Raw genomic sequence first — 20,141 nt, 5'->3', positions numbered from 1 at the left:
GCCGCGGGCCGGCCCTGTCCGGGACGGCCCGCGGCCGGTGCACAGGTGTGCGCATCACCCCCAGGTCACGGGGAGCGCGTACACGCCGTAGTGCATCGCCTTGTCCCGCAGTGGTACCTCCTGCGGATCGACCGCCAGCCGGAGGTCGGGGAAGCGGTCGAAGAGCTTCTGGAAGCCGATGCGCAGGGTCGCCCGGGCCAGGTGCTGGCCCAGGCACTGGTGAATGCCGAACCCGAACGCCAGATGCCGGCGGGAAGGACGGGTGACGTCGAAGACCTCCGGGTTCTCGAACTGCGCCGGATCCCGGTTGGCGGCCGGCAGGGACAGCACCACGGTCTGACCGGCCTCGATGGTCCTTCCGCCGACCTCCACGTCCTCCAGCGCCACCCGGCTCGCGCCCATGTGGGAGATCGTCAGGTAGCGCAGCAGCTCCTCGACCGCCCGCTCCATCAACTCCGGCTGCTCGCGGACCTTCTGCAACTGCTCCGGATGCTCCAGCAACGCGAAGGTGCCAAGCCCCAGCATGTTCGGTGTGGTGTCCAGCGCGCCGCCGATGGTGATCCAGGCGATGTTCGCCAGCTCCTCCTCGGTCAGCTCACCCGTCTTGACCAGCTTGCCGAGCAGCTTGTCGTTCGGCTCGGCGAACAGGTCCTTGACGACCCGGGCCAGCGTCTGGTCCAGCGCCGTGTTGTGCTCGATGAACTCATCCAGCGTGTAGTCGATCCGCATGATCGCCGAGAAGTGCCGGTCCAGCTCGGCGATGTCCTCCTCCGGCACACCCATCACCGAGTGCACCGACCGGTACACGACCTTCTGCACGAACGCCGGCAGCAGGTCCACCGGCGGTTCGAGACCGGCCATCTCCTCGAGCACGTCGTCGATGATCCCGGCCAGCGTCGGCTCGTACTCCTGGATCTTGCGGACCGTGAAGAAGCCCGTCAGCAGCCGCCGGTAGCGCGTGTGGTCCGGGGCGTCCATCCGGACGAAGGACCCCGGTCCCGACGGCTGCGGGTCGTACTTCTCCACCTCGAACGGTGGTGACGCCACCAGCGCCAGCAGCTCCGCGCGGTGGCTGAACCGCGGGTCGGTCATGATAGCCCGCACATGGTCGTGCCGGGTGACCAGCCAGCCGTCGTCGCGGCCCGGCGCGATGTCGAAGGTGACCGGGCTGATCGGCTCCTCCTCGCGCAGTCGGCGGTACTCCGGATCGGGGTCGAAGGGGCAGGTGCGATCGGTCGGTATCACAGGTGGTTTCGGCTCGTAGGCCATGAGTCCTCCGTCTGGTGGGTTCCGTCCGCTGGGTGTGCCGCTCAGGCCCGGCGGACCATGAGAGGCAGCCGCCGAAGACCGAAGACGTTGACCCGGTTGTCGAAGTAGGACAGCGGTGCGTCAGGGTCGACCCGGATGTCGGCGTAGCGGTCCAGCATCAGATTGAGCGCGATCTGCCCCTCCATGCGGGCCAGCGGCGCGCCCAGGCAGTAGTGGATGCCGTGCCCGAAGGCCAGCTGCCTGGCGTTGGACCGTCCCGGCAGGAAGCGGTCCGGCTCGGGGAAGACCCGCTCGTCGCGGTTGGCGGACAGCAGCCAGAGGTACATCATCGCGTTATCGGGCACCTTCTCCCCGGCGATCTCCACCGGGACGGTGGGCACCCGCTCGATCTTCAGGAACGGCGGCCGGCAGCGCAGCACCTCTTCGGTGAACGGCGTGATCCTCGTGCGGTCCGCACGCAGGTCGGCGAGCATGCCCTCTTCCCTGTCCAGGGTCAGCAGCATGTTGCCCAGCAGCACGGACGTGGTGACATGCCCGGCGAGCAGCAGGAGCGCGGCGAAGCTCACCACGTCGTCGTCGTTCAGGCTCTCCCCGTCGACCTCGGCCCGCACCAGCAGGCTCATCAGGTCGTCGTACTCGCGGGCCCGCCGCTCGGCGACGTGTCGGCGCAGATAGGCGTCCAGCTCCCGCACGGTTGTGCCCATGACCTCGGCGCCCTCCGGCGTCTCCCAGTCCACGGTCAGCAAGTTGTCGGCCCACCCCTGGAACAGGGAGCGGTCGGACGGCGGCACACCGAGCATGGAGGAGATCACGATCACCGGCAGCGGGTTCGCGAACGCCTCGATCAGGTCGAAGCGGTCACCGCCGTCGAGGCCGTCGAGCAGGTCGGTGGCCACCTCGGTGATGCGGGGAGCCAACTCGTTGATCATTTTCGCGGTGAAGACCTTGCTCACCAGCCGCCGCAGCTTGCCGTGACGGGGCGGGTCCAGCAACAGCAGCGTGCCGCCCGGCGGTTGCCGCTCACCGCCGGACAGCCGGGTCACCGTGTCCGAGGAGAAGGCCCCCGGATCGGCGGTGATCCGCTGGACGTCCTCGTGGCGGAACACGTGGTAGCGGCCCGCCGGATCCCGCCACACCGGCTTCTCGTCGCGCATCCGCCGCAGCCAGGCCAGCAAGGTCGCACCACCGTCGAGACCGACCTCGGGCGGCGCGGCCACCTCCGGACCGGCAGGAGCGGGCACGGCTGTCATAGGGGAACCCCTCTCGTAGGGCGGACCGCACTGGAGACGGGCCCGGGAGCGCCTCAGCGCAGCACGCCGGGCGAAACGAAGGCCACAGGAGCCGCGCAACTCTAGGGATTTGCCGGTGCCGGCGGGTGCCGGACGGGTGCAGCGGGCAACTAGGGGATTTTTCAGTGTCGGAGGTCAATCGGCCGTGGACCGCCCGGACGCCCCCAGACTTGGCCGCGTTCGAGGTGTTCGAGGAGCCCTGCCGAGCGCGTGGGTGTCCGAGCCTGAGGAGATACCGGTGTTGTCTACCGTTCCGAGCGCAGCTGGCCTGTCACCGGTCTCCGCCGTGGTGTGCGACCCGGGTCTGGGGGCCGAGCTGTGAGCGAAGACCGCCTGCGGGACTATCTGAAGCGGGTCACCGCCGACCTGCACCGTACGACCAGCCGCCTGCGCGAGTTGGAGACCAAGGACCGCGAGCCCATCGCCATCGTCTCCATGGCCTGCCGCTACCCGGGCGACGTGCGCTCGCCCGAGGACCTGTGGCGGCTGGTCGCCGACGGCACCGACGCCATCACGCCCTTCCCGGAGGACCGCGGCTGGGACGTCCCGTCCCTGTACCACCCCGACCCCGAGCACCCGGGCACCTGCTACACCCGCGAGGGCGGCTTCCTCCATGACGCCGCCGACTTCGACCCCGACTTCTTCGGCATGTCGCCGCGCGAGGCCCTCGGTACCGACCCGCAGCAGCGGCTCCTGCTGCAGATCTCCTGGGAGGCCCTGGAACGGGCCGGACTCGAACCCGGCACCCTGCGCGGCAGCGACACCGGTGTGTATGTCGGTGTCATGTACAACGACTACGGCTCCCGGTTCGACGTACCGCCGCCCGGCCTCGAGGGCTTCATCGGCAACGGCAGCGCGGGCAGCATCGCCTCGGGCCGCGTCGCCTACACCCTGGGCCTGGAGGGCCCCGCGGTCACCGTGGACACGGCCTGCTCCTCCTCCCTGGTCGCCGTCCATATGGCTTGCCGGGCGCTGCGGGCGGGCGAGTGCTCGCTGGCACTGGCGGGCGGTGTGGCCGTGATGTCCACGCCGGTCACCTTCACCGAGTTCAGCCGTCAGCGCGGACTCTCCGCCGATGGCCGCTGCAAGTCCTTCGCGGACGCGGCGGACGGTACCGGGTGGGGTGAGGGCGCGGGTCTGCTGCTGTTGGAGCGGCTGTCGGACGCGCGGCGCAACGGTCACCGGGTGCTGGCCGTGATCCGGGGCAGCGCGGTCAACCAGGACGGCGCCAGCAGTGGTCTGACGGCCCCCAACGGTCCGTCGCAGCAGCGGGTGATCCGGGCGGCGCTGGCGAGCGCGGGGCTGTCGGCCGCGGATGTGGACGCGGTGGAGGCGCACGGCACCGGCACGACGCTGGGCGACCCGATCGAGGCGCAGGCCCTGCTCGCCACCTACGGACGTGCCCGTCAACGGCCGCTGTGGCTGGGCTCGTTGAAGTCGAACATCGGCCACACCCAGGCCGCCGCCGGTGTCGGCGGCGTGATCAAGATGGTCATGGCCATGCAGCACGGAACGCTCCCTCCCACGCTCCACGTGGACTCCCCGTCCCGGCACGTCGACTGGTCGGCGGGCGAGGTGCGCCTGCTGACCGAGGCCAAGCAGTGGCCGCGCACGGAAGGCGGTCAGCCGCGGCGCGCGGGCGTCTCCGCGTTCGGCGTCTCCGGCACGAATGCGCATGTGGTGCTGGAGGAGGGTGAGGAGTCGGGGGCGGCGGTCGAGGGGGCCGGGGTTGCCGGGTCCGGGGCCGGTGGGGTTGTGCTGTGGCCGGTGTCGGGGCGTGGGGAGGGTGCTCTTCGGGCGCAGGCGGCGAGGCTGGTGGAGGCGGTGGAGGGTTCTGCCGTCGATGTGGGGTGGTCGTTGGCGGTGACGCGGTCGGTGTTCGAGGACCGTGCGGTGGTCGTGGGTTCGGGGGTTGAGGATCTGCGGTCGGGTCTGGCGGCGTTGGCGGCGGGTGTGGCGGACGCGCGGGTGGTGCGGGGCGGTGCGCTGCGTGGGCGCACGGCGTTCCTGTTCGCGGGTCAGGGTTCGCAGCGGCTGGGTATGGGCCGGGAGCTGTACGACGCGTATCCGGTGTTCGCGGACGCCTTCGACGCGGCCTGTGCCCATCTCGACACCGAACTGCCGCGTCCGTTGCGGGAGGTGGTGTTCGGTGAGGACGTTGAGCTGCTGAACCGGACGGAGTTCGCGCAGCCGGCGTTGTTCGCGCTGGAAGTGGCGTTGTTCCGGTTGCTGGAGTCGTGGGGTGTGCGCCCGGATGTGCTGGCGGGGCATTCGATCGGTGAGATCGCTGCCGCGCATGTGGCGGGGGTGTGGTCGCTGGCGGACGCGTGTCGTCTGGTGGTGGCGCGTGGCCGGCTGATGCAGGCCCTGCCGTCGGGTGGTGCGATGGTCGCGCTGCAGGCCACCGAGGAGGAGGTGCTGCCGCTGCTCGGTGACGAGGTGGGCATCGCGGCGGTCAACGGGCCCCGGTCGGTGGTGGTCTCGGGCGCGGCTCAGGCGGTGGAGGAGATCGCGGAGCGCTTCCGTGGCCAGGGCCGCAAGGTCACGGCGCTGCGGGTGAGTCATGCGTTCCACTCGCCGCTGATGGAGCCGATGCTCGAGGAGTTCCGGACCGTCGCGGAGGGCCTGTCGTACGAGCAGCCGCGGACGGTCATGGTCTCCACGGTGACCGGTGAGGCGGCGAGTGCCGGGGAGTTGATGTCCCCGGACTACTGGGTGCGCCATGTCAGGCAGAGCGTGCGTTACGCCGACGCCCTCCGCGCCCTCGTCGAGCACAAGACCACGCGCTTCGTCGAACTCGGCCCGGACGGCACTCTCACCGCGCTCGCCCGCACCTTCCTCGACGACCACCCGTGTATGTTGGCGCCGACGCTGCGCAAGGAAGGACCGGAAGCCGGGACCCTTCTCCACGCCGTCGCCGCGCTGCACGCGCACGGGCACAGCCCCGACTGGTCCGCCCTGTACCCCGGAGCCCGGCACGTCGACCTGCCCACCTACGCCTTCCAGCAGCGACGCTTCTGGCTCGACCCGGTCCCCGGCGGTGGGCGGCGCGCGGGCGGACATCCGCTGCTCGGTGCCGCGGTGACGCTGGCGGACTCCTCCTCCGTGCTGTCCACCACCGTGCTCTCCACCCGCACCCACCCCTGGCTGGCCGACCACACCGCTGCCGGCCGCACCATGCTGCCCACGGCCGCCTACCTGGACTTCGCCCTGCACCTCGGCGGCCTCGTCGGATGCCACCACGTCGTCGAACTCGTCCAGGAGCAGCCGCTCGTTCTCGACGGCCACCGGCCCGTCGAGATCCAGGTCGTCCTTGACGGCCCGGACGAGGACGGCGTCAGGGCGTTCGCCTGTCACTCCCGGCCCGCCCCGGTCACCACCGACCGGACGGAGGACGACCCGAGCGCGGCCGAGCGGCCCTGGACCCGCAACGCCCGCGGTTCCCTGACCCCGGCCGGGGCCGCTCCCCACCAGCCCGCCCAGCCGGGACTGGACGGCGCCTGGCCGCCGCCGGACGCCCAGGCCCTGGACGCCGACGACATCGAGGAGCTCTACGAGGCGTCATGGGCCCGAGGACTGGACCACGGCCCGGCCTTCCGCGGGCTCACCTCGGTGTGGCTGGCCGGCGGCGAAGCGTATGCCGAGATCGCCGTACCGGAGGAGTTCCGTTCGGACGCCCTGCGGGTCGCACTGCACCCGGCGCTGCTCGAAGCGGCCCTGCACGCCGCCTCCGCGCTCGGCCTTCCCGGCGGATTCGCCGTGGACTGGCGACAGTGCACCCTGTACGCGGCCAACGCGGAGTCGCTGCGAGTCAGGGTCCGGTCCCATTCCGACGGCGAAGTGCGACTGGACCTCGCCGACGAGGCCGGCACCCCGGTGGCCACCATGGGCGCCGTTTCGCTGGCTCCCGTGGACGAACTGCCCCTGAGGGAACCTTCCTCGGCCGGTGGGGACCTGTTCGTGGTCGACTGGAGCGCGCTGCCTCCGGCCGCCGCCCCCGCGCACCGGCCGACGGTGGCCGTCGTGGGCGCCGGACCGGCCCCGGCGGACGCCGACCACCATGCGGACCCGGACGCCTTCTTCACCGCCCTCGGCGAGTCCGGCGCAGCCGCTCCGGAGCTGGTCCTCCTCCCCTGGCAGGACGGCGGGGCAGAACTGCCCGCCGCCGTGCACGAGTCGGCCGCCTCCGCCCTCGAACTCCTGCAGAGCTGGCAGATGGAGGAGCGCACGGCCGGCTCCCGGCTGGTCCTGCTCACCCGGAACGCGGTGGCGGTCCGGCCCGGCGAGCCCGTCGCCGACCTCGCCGCGGCCGCCGCACGTGGTCTGGTGCGCTCGGCGCAGTCGGAGAACCCGGGCTCCTTCCTCCTGGTGGACACCGACCTCGAGACCGACCCGGAGACGCTGTTCGCCGCCGTCTGCGAGGCGGTGACCAGCGGAGAGACGGAGATCGCCGTGCGGGACGGCCGCGCCTACGCCGCCCGCCTCACCCGGCACCACCCGGATCGCTCCCCGAGGCCGCTCCTCGATCCCGAGCGGACCGTGCTGATCACCGGAGCGGGCGGCACCGTCGCCGCCGCCGTCGCCCGTCACCTGGTCACCGTCCACGGAGCCCGGCACCTGCTGCTCGCGAGCCGCCGGGGCGCCGAGGCCCCCGGAGCCGCCGAACTGCGCGCCGCTCTCGGCCAGGCCGGTGCCGAGGTGACCCTCGCCGCATGCGATGTCGCCGACCCCGCCGCGCTGACGGCACTCCTGGACGCCGTACCGCAGCAGCACCCCCTCGGCGCAGTCTTCCACGCCGCCGGGGTCATCGACGACGGGGTGATCACCACCCTGACCCCGGACCGGCTCGCGGCCGTGCTGCGCCCCAAGGCGGACGCAGCCGTCCATCTGGAACGGCTGACCCGGGAGATGGACCTCACGGCGTTCGTGCTCTTCTCCTCAGCCGCCGCCACCTTCGGCGGTCCCGGCCAGGGCAACTACGCCGCCGCCAACACCTTTCTGGAGGCACTGGCCGCCACACTGCGGGCGCAGGGACGGCCCGCGCTCGCCCTCGGCTGGGGCATGTGGGCCGAGGAGAGCGGCATGACCGCCGGGCTCGGCGACGCCGACCGCACCCGGATGGCCCGCGCGGGAATCGCCCCGCTGCCCACCGCCGACGCCCTTCGTCTGCTCGACCTCGCGTCGGCGCAGAACCGACCGGTGCTCCTGCCGGTCGGGCTGGACCTGGCCGCCGCGCGAGCCGCCACGACTCCCACCCCGGCCCTGCTGCGCGACCCCGCCGCCTCCGCGCGACGCACCGCCCCGTCCGCCGGGCAGGGCGGACGACTGGCCCGTACCCTCGCCGCGCTGCCGGTGTCCGAGCGGCCCGCAGCCGTTCTCCGGCTCCTGCAGACGGAGATCGCGACCGTTCTCGGCCACTCAGCGGACGCCCCCGCCGCCGATCCCGAACGCGCCTTTCGCGACCTCGGCTTCGATTCGCTGACCGCCGTCGACCTGCGCAACGCGCTGCAACGCCGCACCGGCCTGCGGCTCGCGCCCAGCGTCGCCTTCGACCACCCCACCCCGGCCGCGCTCGCCGAGCATCTGCTGCGCTCGCTGCCGGCCGGTGAAGGGCCCGCCAGGCAGGCCACCACCGCGCCCCGGCGCGCGCACGGCGGCACGGACGAACCCATCGCCATCGTCGGCATGGCCTGCCGGCTGCCGGGCGGTGCCGACACGCCCGACCGGCTGTGGGATCTGCTGGCTTCCGGCGGCGACGGCCTGACCCCGTTCCCCGAGGACCGGGGCTGGGACCTCACGTCGCTCTACCACCCGGATCCCGATCACGAGGGCACCAGCTACACCCGCACCGGCGGCTTCCTGGACGGCGTCGACCGGTTCGACCCCGCCTTCTTCGGCATCTCGCCGCGCGAGGCGCTGGCCATGGACCCGCAGCAGCGGCTGCTCCTGGAGGTGTGCTGGGAGGCCGTGGAGCGCGCCGGCGTGGACCCGCGGACCTTGCGCGGCTCCCGCACCGGCGTCTTCGCCGGCACCAACGGACAGGACTACACGGCCCTGCTGCGGACGTCCGCGGACGACGTGGACGGCTACCTCGGCACCGGCAACGCCGCCAGCGTCGTCTCCGGGCGGGTCGCCTACACCCTCGGTCTGGAGGGCCCCGCCGTCACCGTCGACACCGCCTGCTCCTCCTCCCTGGTCGCCCTGCACTGGGCCGCACGGGCACTGCGCGCGGGTGAGTGCGACCTGGCCCTCGCGGGCGGAGTGACCGTGATGTCGACCCCGGCCGCCTTCCTGGAGTTCAGCCGCCAGCGTGGCCTCGCGCCGGACGGACGCTGCAAGGCCTACGGCGACGGCGCCGACGGGACGGGCTGGGGCGAGGGCGCCGGGATGCTGCTGGTGGAGCGGCTGTCCGACGCCCACCGCAACGGCCACCGGGTCCTCGCCGTCGTGCGCGGCAGCGCCGTCAACTCCGACGGCGCCAGCAACGGGCTGACCGCCCCCAACGGCCCCTCGCAGGAACGTGTGATCCGGGCCGCGCTGGCCGACGCCGGACTCAGCCCCGCCGACGTCGACGCCGTCGAGGGACACGGCACCGGCACCGTCCTCGGCGACCCCATCGAGGCACAGGCACTGCTGGCCACCTACGGCCAGGACCGCGAACGGCCCCTGTGGCTCGGATCCGTGAAGTCCAACATCGGCCACACCCAGGCCGCCGCCGGTGTCGCCGGCGTCATCAAGACGGTGCTGGCGCTGCGCCACGGCGAACTGCCGCGCACCCTGCACGCCGACCTGCCCTCCAGCCGGGTCGACTGGACCTCGGGCGCCGTACGCCTGCTGACCGAGGCCACGCCGTGGCAGCCCGAGGAGGGCCGCCGCCGACGCGCGGGCGTCTCCTCCTTCGGCTTCAGCGGCACCAACGCGCACGTCATCCTGGAAGAGGCCCCGTCCGCAGGGGGCCCGTCCCACACCGGTGCCGAGATCCCGCCCGCTTCCGAGCGGCCGGTCAACCACGGGACGACCGCCTGGCCGCTGTCCGCCCGTACCCCCGAGGCGCTGCGCGCCCAGGCCGGAAAGCTGCTCGACCACGCCGCCCGGCACCCCGACCTGTCCGCCGCCGACATCGGACGATCCCTCGCCACCACCCGCCCCCTCTTCGAACACCGCGCGGTACTCCTCGGCACCGTACGCGACGAGCTGCTCGCCGAACTGGCCAGGCTCGCCGCGGGCGAGACACAGCCCGACGGGACCACCGCGCGCGGCGGACGGACCGCGTTCCTCTTCACCGGCCAGGGCGCCCAACGCCCCGGCATGGGAAGCGACCTGTACGCCGCGTTCCCCGTCTTCGCCGACGCCTTCGACGAGGTGTGCGCCCACTTCGGCGCCGACGTCCTCGGCACCGCGCTGCGCGAGACCGTCCTCGGCGACGCCGGAGCGCTGCTGGATCGCACCGGGTACGCCCAGCCCGCCCTGTTCGCGCTGGAAACCGCCCTCTACCGGCTCGTCCGCAGCCTGGGCGTGACTCCCGACCACCTGTTCGGCCACTCCATCGGCTCCCTGGCCGCGGTGCACGCCGCCGGAGTCCTCTCCCTCACCGACGCCTGCGCACTGGTGGCGGCCCGCGGCCGGTTGATGGACGTCCTTCCCACAGGCGGCGCCATGGTCGCCCTCCAGGCCACTGAGGAGGAGGTGCTGCCACTGTTGGACGGCCGGGAACACCAGGTGGGCCTGGCCGCCGTCAACGGACCCCGCTCCGTGGTGGTCTCCGGCGAGGAGGACGCCGTACGGGAGGTCGCCGCCCGCATCGAGGAGCTGGGCCGGCGCACCAAGCGGCTGCGCGTCAGCCACGCCTTCCACTCGCCGCTGATGGAGCCCATGCTCCGGGACTTCCGCGAGGTGGCAGCCACACTGCAGTACCACGAGCCCCTCATCCCCGTGGTCTCCGACGTCACCGGCCGGCCCGCCACCCACGAGGAACTCGCCTCGCCCGACCACTGGGTCCGCCATGTGCGCCAGGCAGTCCGCTTCCACGACGGCGTACGCGCCCTCCAGGAGGCCGGCGTCCGCCGCTACCTCGAGATAGGCCCCGACGGAACACTGACCGCCCTGGTCGCCGACGCCGTCACCGACCCCGCGGACACCGCCGCCGTGGCCCTGCTGCGCCCCGGCCAGGACGAGACCACCTGCCTGCTCGCCGGACTCGCCCGCGCCCACGCCCACGGCGTCGACGTCGACTGGAACGCCGCCACCGCGAGCACCGGCGAGATCGCCGAACTGCCCACCTACGCCTTCCAGCGCGAGCGCTACTGGCCCGCCACCGGCGGCCGCGGCGCGGCAGACCTGGCCGCCGCGGGTCTCGCCGACGCCGGGCACCCGCTGCTCGGCGCCCGTGTCGACCTCGCCGACGCCGCCGGCCACGTCTTCACCAGCAGGCTCTCCGTGACGGACCAGCCCTGGCTCGCCGACCACGCCGTCGGCGGCACCGCCGTCCTGCCCGGCACCGCCCACCTCGACCTGGCGCTGCTCGCCGCGGAACGCGTGGGCTGCGATCAGGTCACCGAACTGACGCTCGTGGAACCCCTGTTGCTGCCCGCCGGACAGGCCCTCACCCTGCAACTGAGGGTCGGCGCCCCCGGCCCGGACGGCAACCGCCCGCTCAGCGTGCACTCCCGGCACACAGACGCCCCCGCCGACCGGCCCTGGACCCTGCACGCCGACGGCACCCTCGCCCCCGGCGCCCGACCCGAACCCGAGGACGCCCCGCTCGCCGCCTGGCCGCCCGCGGGAGCCGAGGAACTGCGCGTCGACGACACCTACCACCGCCTCGCCGCGGCCGGGTTCGGCTACGGGCCCGTCTTCCAGGGGCTGCGCGCCGCCTGGCGGCTCGACGACGAGGTGTACGCCGAGATCGCGCTGCCCGACGAGGCCCACGCCGACGCCCCCCACTACGGTCTCCACCCCGCGCTCCTCGACGCCGCCCTGCACGCCACCGCCTTCCTGCCGCTGGACGACACCGCGCCGGGCCGGCTGCCGTTCTCCTGGCGGGACGTGACCCTGCACGCCACCGGCGCCACCGCCGTACGGGTCCGGCTGGCCCTGCGCGGCGAGGACACCGTCGCCCTCGACGTGGCCGACACCACCGGGCGGCCCGTCGCCTCCGTCGGCTCCCTCACCCTGCGCACGATCGACCCCGAGCGGCTGCGCGTCCGGCCCAGCCGGGGCGCCGGCGACATGTTCCGGCTCGACTGGCAGCCGCAGCCGGCCATCGGTGACCTGCCGCACCCGGAGCGGCTCACCGTCCTCGGCGACCCGGCCGGCCGCGAGTTCGCCGCACTGCTCGCCACCGCCGGAGTCGCCGCCGATGTCACCGGGGCCGCCGACCTCGCCGCCCTGGCCGCCGGGGCCGACCCCGTGCCCCGCACCGTACTGGCCGTCGTCCCCCACGACGACGGCCCGCTCGACCAGGCCGGCCACGCCGCCGCACAGCACGCCCTCAATCTCGTACGGCAGCTGCAGGCCGAACGCCGGCTGGGCGCGACCCGGCTGGTCCTGCTCACCCGTGAGGCGCTCATGCCCGACGGACCCGACGGACCCGGAGTGCGCAACCCGGCCGCGGCATCGGCCTGGGGCCTGGTCCGCTCGGCGCAGTCCGAGCACCCCGGCCGGTTCGTCCTCGTCGACACCGACACCGCCACCTCCTCACTCGCCGCGCTGCCCTCCGCACTCACCCGCAGCGACGCCCAACTGGCGCTGCGCGAAGGGTCCGTGCATCTCCCGCGCATCGCCCGTACCGACCCGGCCGCCACCCTGCGCCCCCCGCACGCCACCCCGGGTACGGCCTGGCGGCTGGACATGGTCCGCAAGGGCACCCTCGACGGCCTGGAACTCGTCGCCGCACCGGACGCCGAACGCGCCCTCGCGGACGGCGAGATACGGATCGCGGTCCGCGCCGCCGGAGTCAACTTCCGTGACGTGCTCAACGCCCTCGGCATGTATCCCGGACCGGCCCGCGACTTCGGCCTGGAGGGAGCCGGAGTGGTCACCGAGGTCGGCCCCGGCGTCACCGCCCTCGCCGTCGGAGACCGCGTCATGGGCATGTTCCCCGCCGCCTACGGACCCGTGGCGGTCGCCGACGCCCGCACCGTCGCCCGCGTCCCGGACGGCTGGACGTTCGCCCAGGCCGCGACCGTACCGATCGTCTTCCTCACCGCCTACTACGCCCTCGTCGACCTCGGCGGCGTGACCGAGGGCCAAACCGTCCTCGTCCACGCGGCGGCCGGCGGCGTCGGCATGGCCGCCACCCAGCTCGCCCGTCACCTCGGCGCCGAGGTCTACGCCACCGCGAGCCCAGCGAAGTGGGGCGCCCTGCGTGCCGCCGGACTGGACGACACACACATCGCCTCCTCCCGCGACCTGGCCTTCGAGACCGCCTTCCGCGCCGCCACCGGCGACCGCGGTGTCGACCTCGTCCTGGACTCCCTCGCGGGCGAGTTCGTCGACGCCTCCCTGCGGCTGCTCACCCCCGGCGGACGCTTCCTGGAGATGGGCAAGACGGACGTCCGCGACCCCGAAGACGTCGCCGCCCGCCATTGCGGCATCCACTACCGGGCGTTCGACCTCATCGAGGCCGGACCCGACCGCATCGGCGAGATGCTCACCGAACTCGTCGACCTGTTCGAGACCGGAGTGCTGACCCCGCTGCCAATCACCCCCTGGGACGTGCGCAGCGCGCCGGACGCCTTCCGCCACATGTCGCAGGCCCGCCACATCGGCAAGGTCGTCCTCACCGTCCCGGCACCGCTCGACCCCGACGGCACGGTCCTCGTCACCGGAGGCACGAGCGGCCTCGGCGCGCTGATCGCCCGCCACCTGGTCACCGAGCACGGGGTACGTCACCTGCTGCTCGCCTCACGCCGAGGACCGGCCGCCCCCGAGGCCGCCCAACTCGTCACGGAACTGGAGGAGCTCGGCGCCGAGGTACACGTCCGGTCCGCGGACGTCGCCGACCGCGACCAGGCCGCCGCACTGCTCGCCGCCGTACCCGAGGGGCATCCGCTGACAGCCGTCGTCCACGCGGCCGGCGTACTCGACGACACCGTCGTGGACCACCTCACCCCCGAGCGGCTGGACGCCGTGCTGCGCCCCAAACTCGACGCCGCCGCCCACCTCCACGACCTCACCCGCCAACTCGACCTCAGCGCCTTCGTCCTGTTCTCCTCGGCCGCCGGCACCCTGGGCGCGCCCGGCCAGGCCAACTACGCCGCGGCCAACGCCTTCCTCGACGCCCTCGCCGAGCACCGGCGCGCCATCGGCCTGCCCGCACTGTCCCTGTCCTGGGGACCCTGGTCCCAGACCACCGGCATGACCAGCGGCCTCGGCGACGCCGACCTCCGCCGCATGGAACGCGCCGGCCTGCCGCCGCTCGCCCCCAAGGAGGGTCTGGCCCTCTTCACCGAGGCCCTCGACCAGCCCGGGGCCGTACGCCTACCGATGGCGGTGGACACGACACGGCTCGGGGCCGAAGGCCCCGTACCGCCGCTGCTGGCCGGCCTGGCCCGGAGCCGCCGCACCGTCACGGACCGCGCACCCGCCGCCCGAGCGGGCGACAGCGGGGACCTCGCCGCCGAACTGAGCCGGCTCGACGCCGCCGAGCGGCACCGCAGGCTGGCCGAGGAGGTCTGCCGCCAGGTCGCCGCCGTCCTGGGGCACGCCTCCGCGGCCCGTATCGACCCGGGCCAGTCCTTCAAGGAACTCGGGTTCGACTCGCTCACCGCCGTCGAACTGCGCAACCGGATGAACGCCGCCACCGGGGTCCTGCTGCCCGCCACCCTGGTCTTCGACTACCCGACCCCCGCCGCACTCGCCGACCACCTGGGCCGCGAGCACTTCGCGGGCGGAACGGACGAGGACGCGGTCGCGCCGGGCACGGCCGCGGCCGGCCCGGGCGAACCCGACGAGGCGGCCATCCGCAGGCTGCTGACGTCCATCCCGATCACCAGGTTCCGTGATTCCGGGCTGCTGGACGCGCTGATGGACCTCGCGTCGGCCCCCGCCCCCGCCGTCCGCACCGGCCCGCAGCCGCCGGCTCCGGCCGACGACACCGGCGTGGACGTCGACGGCATGGACGTCGACGACCTCGTCCGGATGGCCCTGGGCGCTGACGACTGAGCGCCCCGCCCCCCGATCCATCCAGCCCGGCTGGACCCCTGTCTGCATCGAAGCGCGAAGTGTGGAGCTGAGCATGTCCTCCGAAAAAGTCGTCGAAGCCCTCCGTGCCTCGCTCCGGGAGAACGAACGGCTGCGCAAGCACAACCAGCGGTTGCAGGAGACGATGACCGAGCCGGTCGCCATCGTCGCCATGGCCTGCCGCTGGCCGGGCGGCGCCGACACACCCGAGGACTTCTGGCGGCTCCTCGCCGACGGCACCGATGCCATGACGGGCTTCCCCACAGACCGCGGCTGGGATCTCGACACACTGTTCGCACAGGAGGGCACCGGCGGCGGCAGCGCCGCAGCCCAGGGCGGCTTCGTCCACGGCGCCGACCGCTTCGACGCCGACTTCTTCGGCGTCTCACCGCGCGAGGCCCTGGCCATGGACCCGCAGCAGCGGCTGCTGCTGGAGGTCGCCTGGGAGACCGTGGAACGCGCGGGCATCGCCCCCGCCGCACTGCGCGGCAGCGACACCGGCGTCTTCGTCGGCTGCAGCAACCAGGAGTACGGCTCCGTGCTTCGCGATGTCCCGGAGGGCGCCGAGGGCCACATCCTCACCGGCAACGCCGGCAGCGTCGTCTCCGGGCGGGTCGCCTACACCCTCGGTCTGGAGGGCCCCGCCATCACCGTGGACACGGCCTGCTCCTCCTCCCTGGTCGCCCTGCACCTGGCCGCACACGCCCTGCGCGCCGGCGAGTGCTCACTGGCGCTCGCGGGCGGGGTCGCCGTCATGGCCACCCCCGGAGCCTTCGTCGAGTTCAGCCGCCAGGGCGGCATGGCCACCGACGGCCGCTGCAAGCCCTTCGCGGACGCGGCGGACGGCACCGGGTGGGGTGAGGGCGCGGGTCTGCTGCTGCTGGAGCGGCTGTCGGACGCGCGGCGCAACGGTCACCGGGTGCTGGCCGTGATCCGGGGCAGCGCGGTCAACCAGGACGGCGCCTCGAACGGTCTGACGGCCCCCAACGGTCCGTCGCAGCAGCGGGTGATCCGGGCGGCGCTGGCGAGCGCGGGGCTGTCGGCCGCGGATGTGGACGCGGTGGAGGCGCACGGCACCGGCACGACGCTGGGCGACCCGATCGAGGCGCAGGCCCTGCTCGCCACCTACGGACGTGACCGTCAACGGCCGCTGTGGCTGGGGTCGGTGAAGTCGAACATCGGCCACACACAGGCCGCGGCCGGGGTCGCCGGCGTCATGAAGATGGTGCTGGCAATGCGCCACGGCACACTGCCCCGCACCCTGCATGTCGATGCGCCGTCCACCCACGTCGACTGGTCGGCGGGCGAGGTGAGCCTCCTGACCGAGCCGCAGGACTGGCCCCGTACCGAGGACCGCCCGCGCCGGGCAGGTGTGTCGTCCTTCGGTATCTCCGGCACGAATGCGCATGTGGTGCTGGAGGAGGGTGAGGAGTCGGGGGCGGCGGTCGAGGGGGCCGGGGTTGCCGGGTCCGGGGCCGGTGGGGTTGTGCTGTGGCCGGTGTCGGGGCGTGGGGAGGGTGCTCTTCGGGCGCAGGCGGCGAGGCTGGTGGAGGCGGTGGAGGGTTCTGCCGTCGATGTGGGGTGGTCGTTGGCGGTGACGCGGTCGGTGTTCGAGGACCGTGCGGTGGTCGTGGGTTCGGGGGTTGAGGATCTGCGGTCGGGTCTGGCGGCGTTGGCGGCGGGTGTGGCGGACGCGCGGGTGGTGCGGGGCGGTGCGCTGCGTGGGCGCACGGCGTTCCTGTTCGCGGGTCAGGGCTCGCAGCGGCTGGGTATGGGCCGGGAGCTGTACGACACGTATCCGGTGTTCGCGGACGCCTTCGACGCGGCCTGTGCCCATCTCGACACCGAACTGCCGCGTCCGTTGCAGGAGGTGGTGTTCGGTGAGGACGTTGAGCTGCTGAACCGGACGGAGTTCGCGCAGCCGGCGTTGTTCGCGCTGGAAGTGGCGTTGTTCCGGTTGCTGGAGTCGTGGGGTGTGCGCCCGGATGTGCTGGCGGGGCATTCGATCGGTGAGATCGCTGCCGCGCATGTGGCGGGGGTGTGGTCGCTGGCGGACGCGTGTCGTCTGGTGGTGGCGCGTGGCCGGCTGATGCAGGCCCTGCCGTCGGGTGGTGCGATGGTCGCGCTGCAGGCCACCGAGGAGGAGGTGCTGCCTCTGCTCGGTGACGAGGTGGGCATCGCGGCGGTCAACGGGCCCCGGTCGGTGGTGGTCTCGGGCGCGGCTCAGGCGGTGGAGGAGATCGCGGAGCGCTTCCGTGGCCAGGGCCGCAAGGTCACGGCGCTGCGGGTGAGTCATGCCTTCCACTCGCCGCTGATGGAGCCGATGCTCGAGGAGTTCCGGACCGTCGCGGAGGGCCTGTCGTACGAGCAGCCGCGGACGGTCATGGTCTCCACGGTGACCGGTGAGGCGGCGAGTGCCGGGGAGTTGATGTCCCCGGACTACTGGGTGCGCCATGTCAGGCAGAGCGTGCGTTACGCCGACGCCCTCCGCGCCCTCGTCGAGCAGAACGTCACCCGCTGTCTCGAGCTCGGACCGGACGGCACCCTCTCCGCCCTCGCCCTGGCGGCGCTGCCCTCGGAGGAACACCCGGAAGCACCGGCCCAGCACGTGGTGGTGCCCGCGCTGCGCAAGGAAGGACCGGAAGCCGGGACCCTTCTCCACGCCGTCGCCGCGCTGCACGCGCACGGGCACAGCCCCGACTGGTCCGCCCTGTACCCCGGAGCCCGGCACGTCGACCTGCCCACCTACGCCTTCCAGAGCGCCCGGTACTGGCCGGTGGACTCCGCCGCCGACCCGCAGGAAGGCCAGGGACAGGCCGTCGACTCCGCGTTCTGGGCCGCCGTCCGCAGGGGCGACGTCCGCGACCTGGCGGAGCGGCTGGCGCTCGACCCGGAGGTCCTGGCACCCGTACTCCCCGCCCTCACGTCCTGGCACCACGACAGCATGCGGCGCGCCACGGCCGAGTCCTGGCAGTACCGGGAGACCTGGACACCCCTGCCGTCCCCCAAGGGTTCGCCCAGCGGGGCCTGGCTGGTGCCCTTCTGCGCCGACGACCCGGACACCACGGCAACGGCCGAGGTCGTGGCGGAGGCGTTCACCGCCGCCGGGGCGGACGCGCGTCCCTTCCCCGTGCCCGCCGCAGCGGACCGCGCCCAGATCACGGAGGCGCTCACCAGGGCCGCGGCCGACCACGGCGCCGCGCTCCAGATCCTGTCACTGCTCGCCCTCACCGAGACACCCCACGCGGCCCACCCGGACGTGCCCCTGGGGCTGCACCTCAACACGCTGTTGGTGCAGGTCCTGGCCGAGACCGGCACCCCCGCACGGCTATGGGCAGCCACGCAGTCGGCCGTGTCCGTCGGCGCCGCCGACCGGCTGACCCGGCCCGTGCAGGCCACCACGTGGGGACTTGGGCGAACCACTGCCGTCGAGGACCCCGATCTGTGGGCCGGTCTCCTCGACCTGCCGCAGCGGCCGGACCAGCGGGCGCTGGCCCGGCTGGTCGCACTCGTCGCGGAGCCGGGGGAGGAGAACGAACTCGCGATACGCGACTCGGCGGTCTTCGCCCGCAGGCTGACCCGCGTCACCCGCGACGCCGACGAGACGCGTCCCGCACCGCGGTTCACCGGAACGACCCTCATCACCGGTGGCACCGGAACCATAGGTGCCCAGGTGGCGCGCCACCTGGCCCGGGAGGGCGCCGAGCATCTCCTGCTCGTCAGCCGTCGCGGCCCCGAGGCGACCGGCGCCGACGAACTGCGCCGCGAACTGGAGCAGCTGGGCACGCGGGTCACCGTCGCCGCCTGCGACCCCGCCGACCGGGCCGCGCTGCGGGCACTGCTCGCCACCGTCCCGACCGACCGGCCGCTGACCTCGGTGCTGCACATCGCGGGCGTCCTCGACGACGCACCGCTCCACTCGATGGACCCGGCGCGCTACGCCACCGTCCTGCGCGCCAAGCTGCGTGCGGCCGACAACCTGGACGAGGCCACCCGGCACCTGGACACCCCCCTCAGCGCTTTCGTGCTCTTCTCCTCGATCGCCGGTGCGCTCGGATCGGCCGGACAGGCCGGATACGCGGCCGGCAACGCCTACCTCGACGCCCTCGCCCACCACCGCCGCGCCGCCGGACTCGCGGCCACCTCCGTCGCCTGGGGACCCTGGGCCGGCGGCGGCATGGCCGACGACCCCGCGGTACTGGCCCGGCTGCGGCGCGGCGGCCTGACCCCGATGGAGGTCGAGCCGGCGCTCACCGCCCTCGGCAGCCTCCTCGCCCACGACGACACCTGGGCGCTGGTCTCCGACGTGGACTGGGCCCGGATCGCCGCCGGGCGGCGGGGATTGCCGGGAGGCGCCCTGCTGAGCCGTATCCCGGAGGCCGTCCACGGCCTGGCGGAGGCCCACGAGGCCACCGCCGGAAACGGCGGCGGACTGCGCGCCGAACTCGCCCCGCTGGGCGCCGTGGAGCGTCGGCAGCTGCTGCTGAAGCTGGTCCGCCGCAGTGCGGCTGCCGCACTCGGTCATCCGACGCCGGAGAGCATCCAGCCGGCCCGTGCCTTCCAGGACTGCGGCTTCGACTCCCTGACCGCCGTCGAACTGCGCAATCTGCTGGCCACCGCCACCGGGCTCACTCTGCCCACGACCCTGGCCTTCGACCACCCGACCCCCCTGGCCCTCGCCGATCACCTGACGCGCGAACTCGACGACGGCACCATGCCGTCCGGTCACCGAGCATCCGGCGCGGACCTGGTCCCGGCGGGCGGCAGTGGCCGCGACGACGAGCCGATCGCGATCGTCGCGATGGCCTGCCGGCTGCCGGGCGGGATCACCTCGCCGGAGGACCTGTGGGAACTGCTGACCCGCGGTGGTGACGCCGTCGGCTCCTTCCCGGCCGACCGGGGCTGGGACCTCGACGCGCTGTACGACCCCGACTCGCTGCGCCCCGGCACCAGTTACGTCAACGAAGGCGGCTTCCTGTCCGGCGCCGACGCCTTCGACGCCGCCTTCTTCGGCATCTCGCCGCGCGAGGCCGTCGCCATCGACCCACAGCAGCGACTGCTTCTGGAGGTCTCCTGGGAGACCGTCGAACGGGCCGGCCTCGACCCGCGCTCACTGCGCGGCAGCCGCACCGGCCTGTTCGTCGGCTGCGGCCACCAGGGCTACGGCGCGACCCTCGGTGAGGTCCCTGACGACGTACGCGGCCATCTGCTCACCGGCAGCGCGGCGAGCCTGGCCTCGGGCCGGGTCTCGTACTCCCTCGGCCTGGAGGGGCCCGCCGTCACCCTCGACACGGCGTGTTCGTCGTCGCTGGTGGCGTTGCATCTGGCGGTGCAGGCGTTGCGGTCGGGTGAGTGTGATCTGGCGTTGGCCGGTGGTGTGACGGTGATGTCGACGCCGGG

General features: G+C 73.5%; 4 protein-coding genes. 2 read left to right on the top strand and 2 right to left on the bottom strand.

Features of this window, described 5'->3' with window-relative positions:
• Nucleotides 1–54: 54 nt before the first annotated feature.
• Together ACZ43N_RS41555 and ACZ43N_RS41550 are read right to left on the bottom strand one after the other, a co-directional pair.
• Nucleotides 55–1,269, bottom strand: coding sequence for a cytochrome P450 (locus ACZ43N_RS41555; RefSeq protein ID WP_468104903.1), 1,215 nt, complete (start codon nucleotides 1,267–1,269; stop codon nucleotides 55–57).
• Nucleotides 1,270–1,310: 41 nt separating this feature from the next.
• Nucleotides 1,311–2,519, bottom strand: coding sequence for a cytochrome P450 (locus tag ACZ43N_RS41550; protein ID WP_468104901.1), 1,209 nt, complete (start codon nucleotides 2,517–2,519; stop codon nucleotides 1,311–1,313).
• A gap of 330 nt (nucleotides 2,520–2,849) precedes the next feature.
• Between ACZ43N_RS41550 and ACZ43N_RS41545 the strand changes: the two genes are divergently transcribed.
• Together ACZ43N_RS41545 and ACZ43N_RS41540 are read left to right on the top strand one after the other, a co-directional pair.
• On the top strand, nucleotides 2,850–14,723 hold the full coding sequence (locus tag ACZ43N_RS41545; RefSeq protein ID WP_468104899.1) for an SDR family NAD(P)-dependent oxidoreductase: 11,874 nt from the start codon (nucleotides 2,850–2,852) through the stop codon (nucleotides 14,721–14,723).
• Between the two features lie 73 nt (nucleotides 14,724–14,796).
• Nucleotides 14,797–20,141, top strand: a 5,345-nt coding sequence (locus tag ACZ43N_RS41540; RefSeq protein WP_468104897.1) for a type I polyketide synthase, incomplete at its 3' end; no start/stop codon positions are given.

Source organism: Streptomyces sp. NPDC030814, from assembly GCF_055572155.1.
This window is presented reverse-complemented; position numbering and strand designations above follow the sequence as displayed.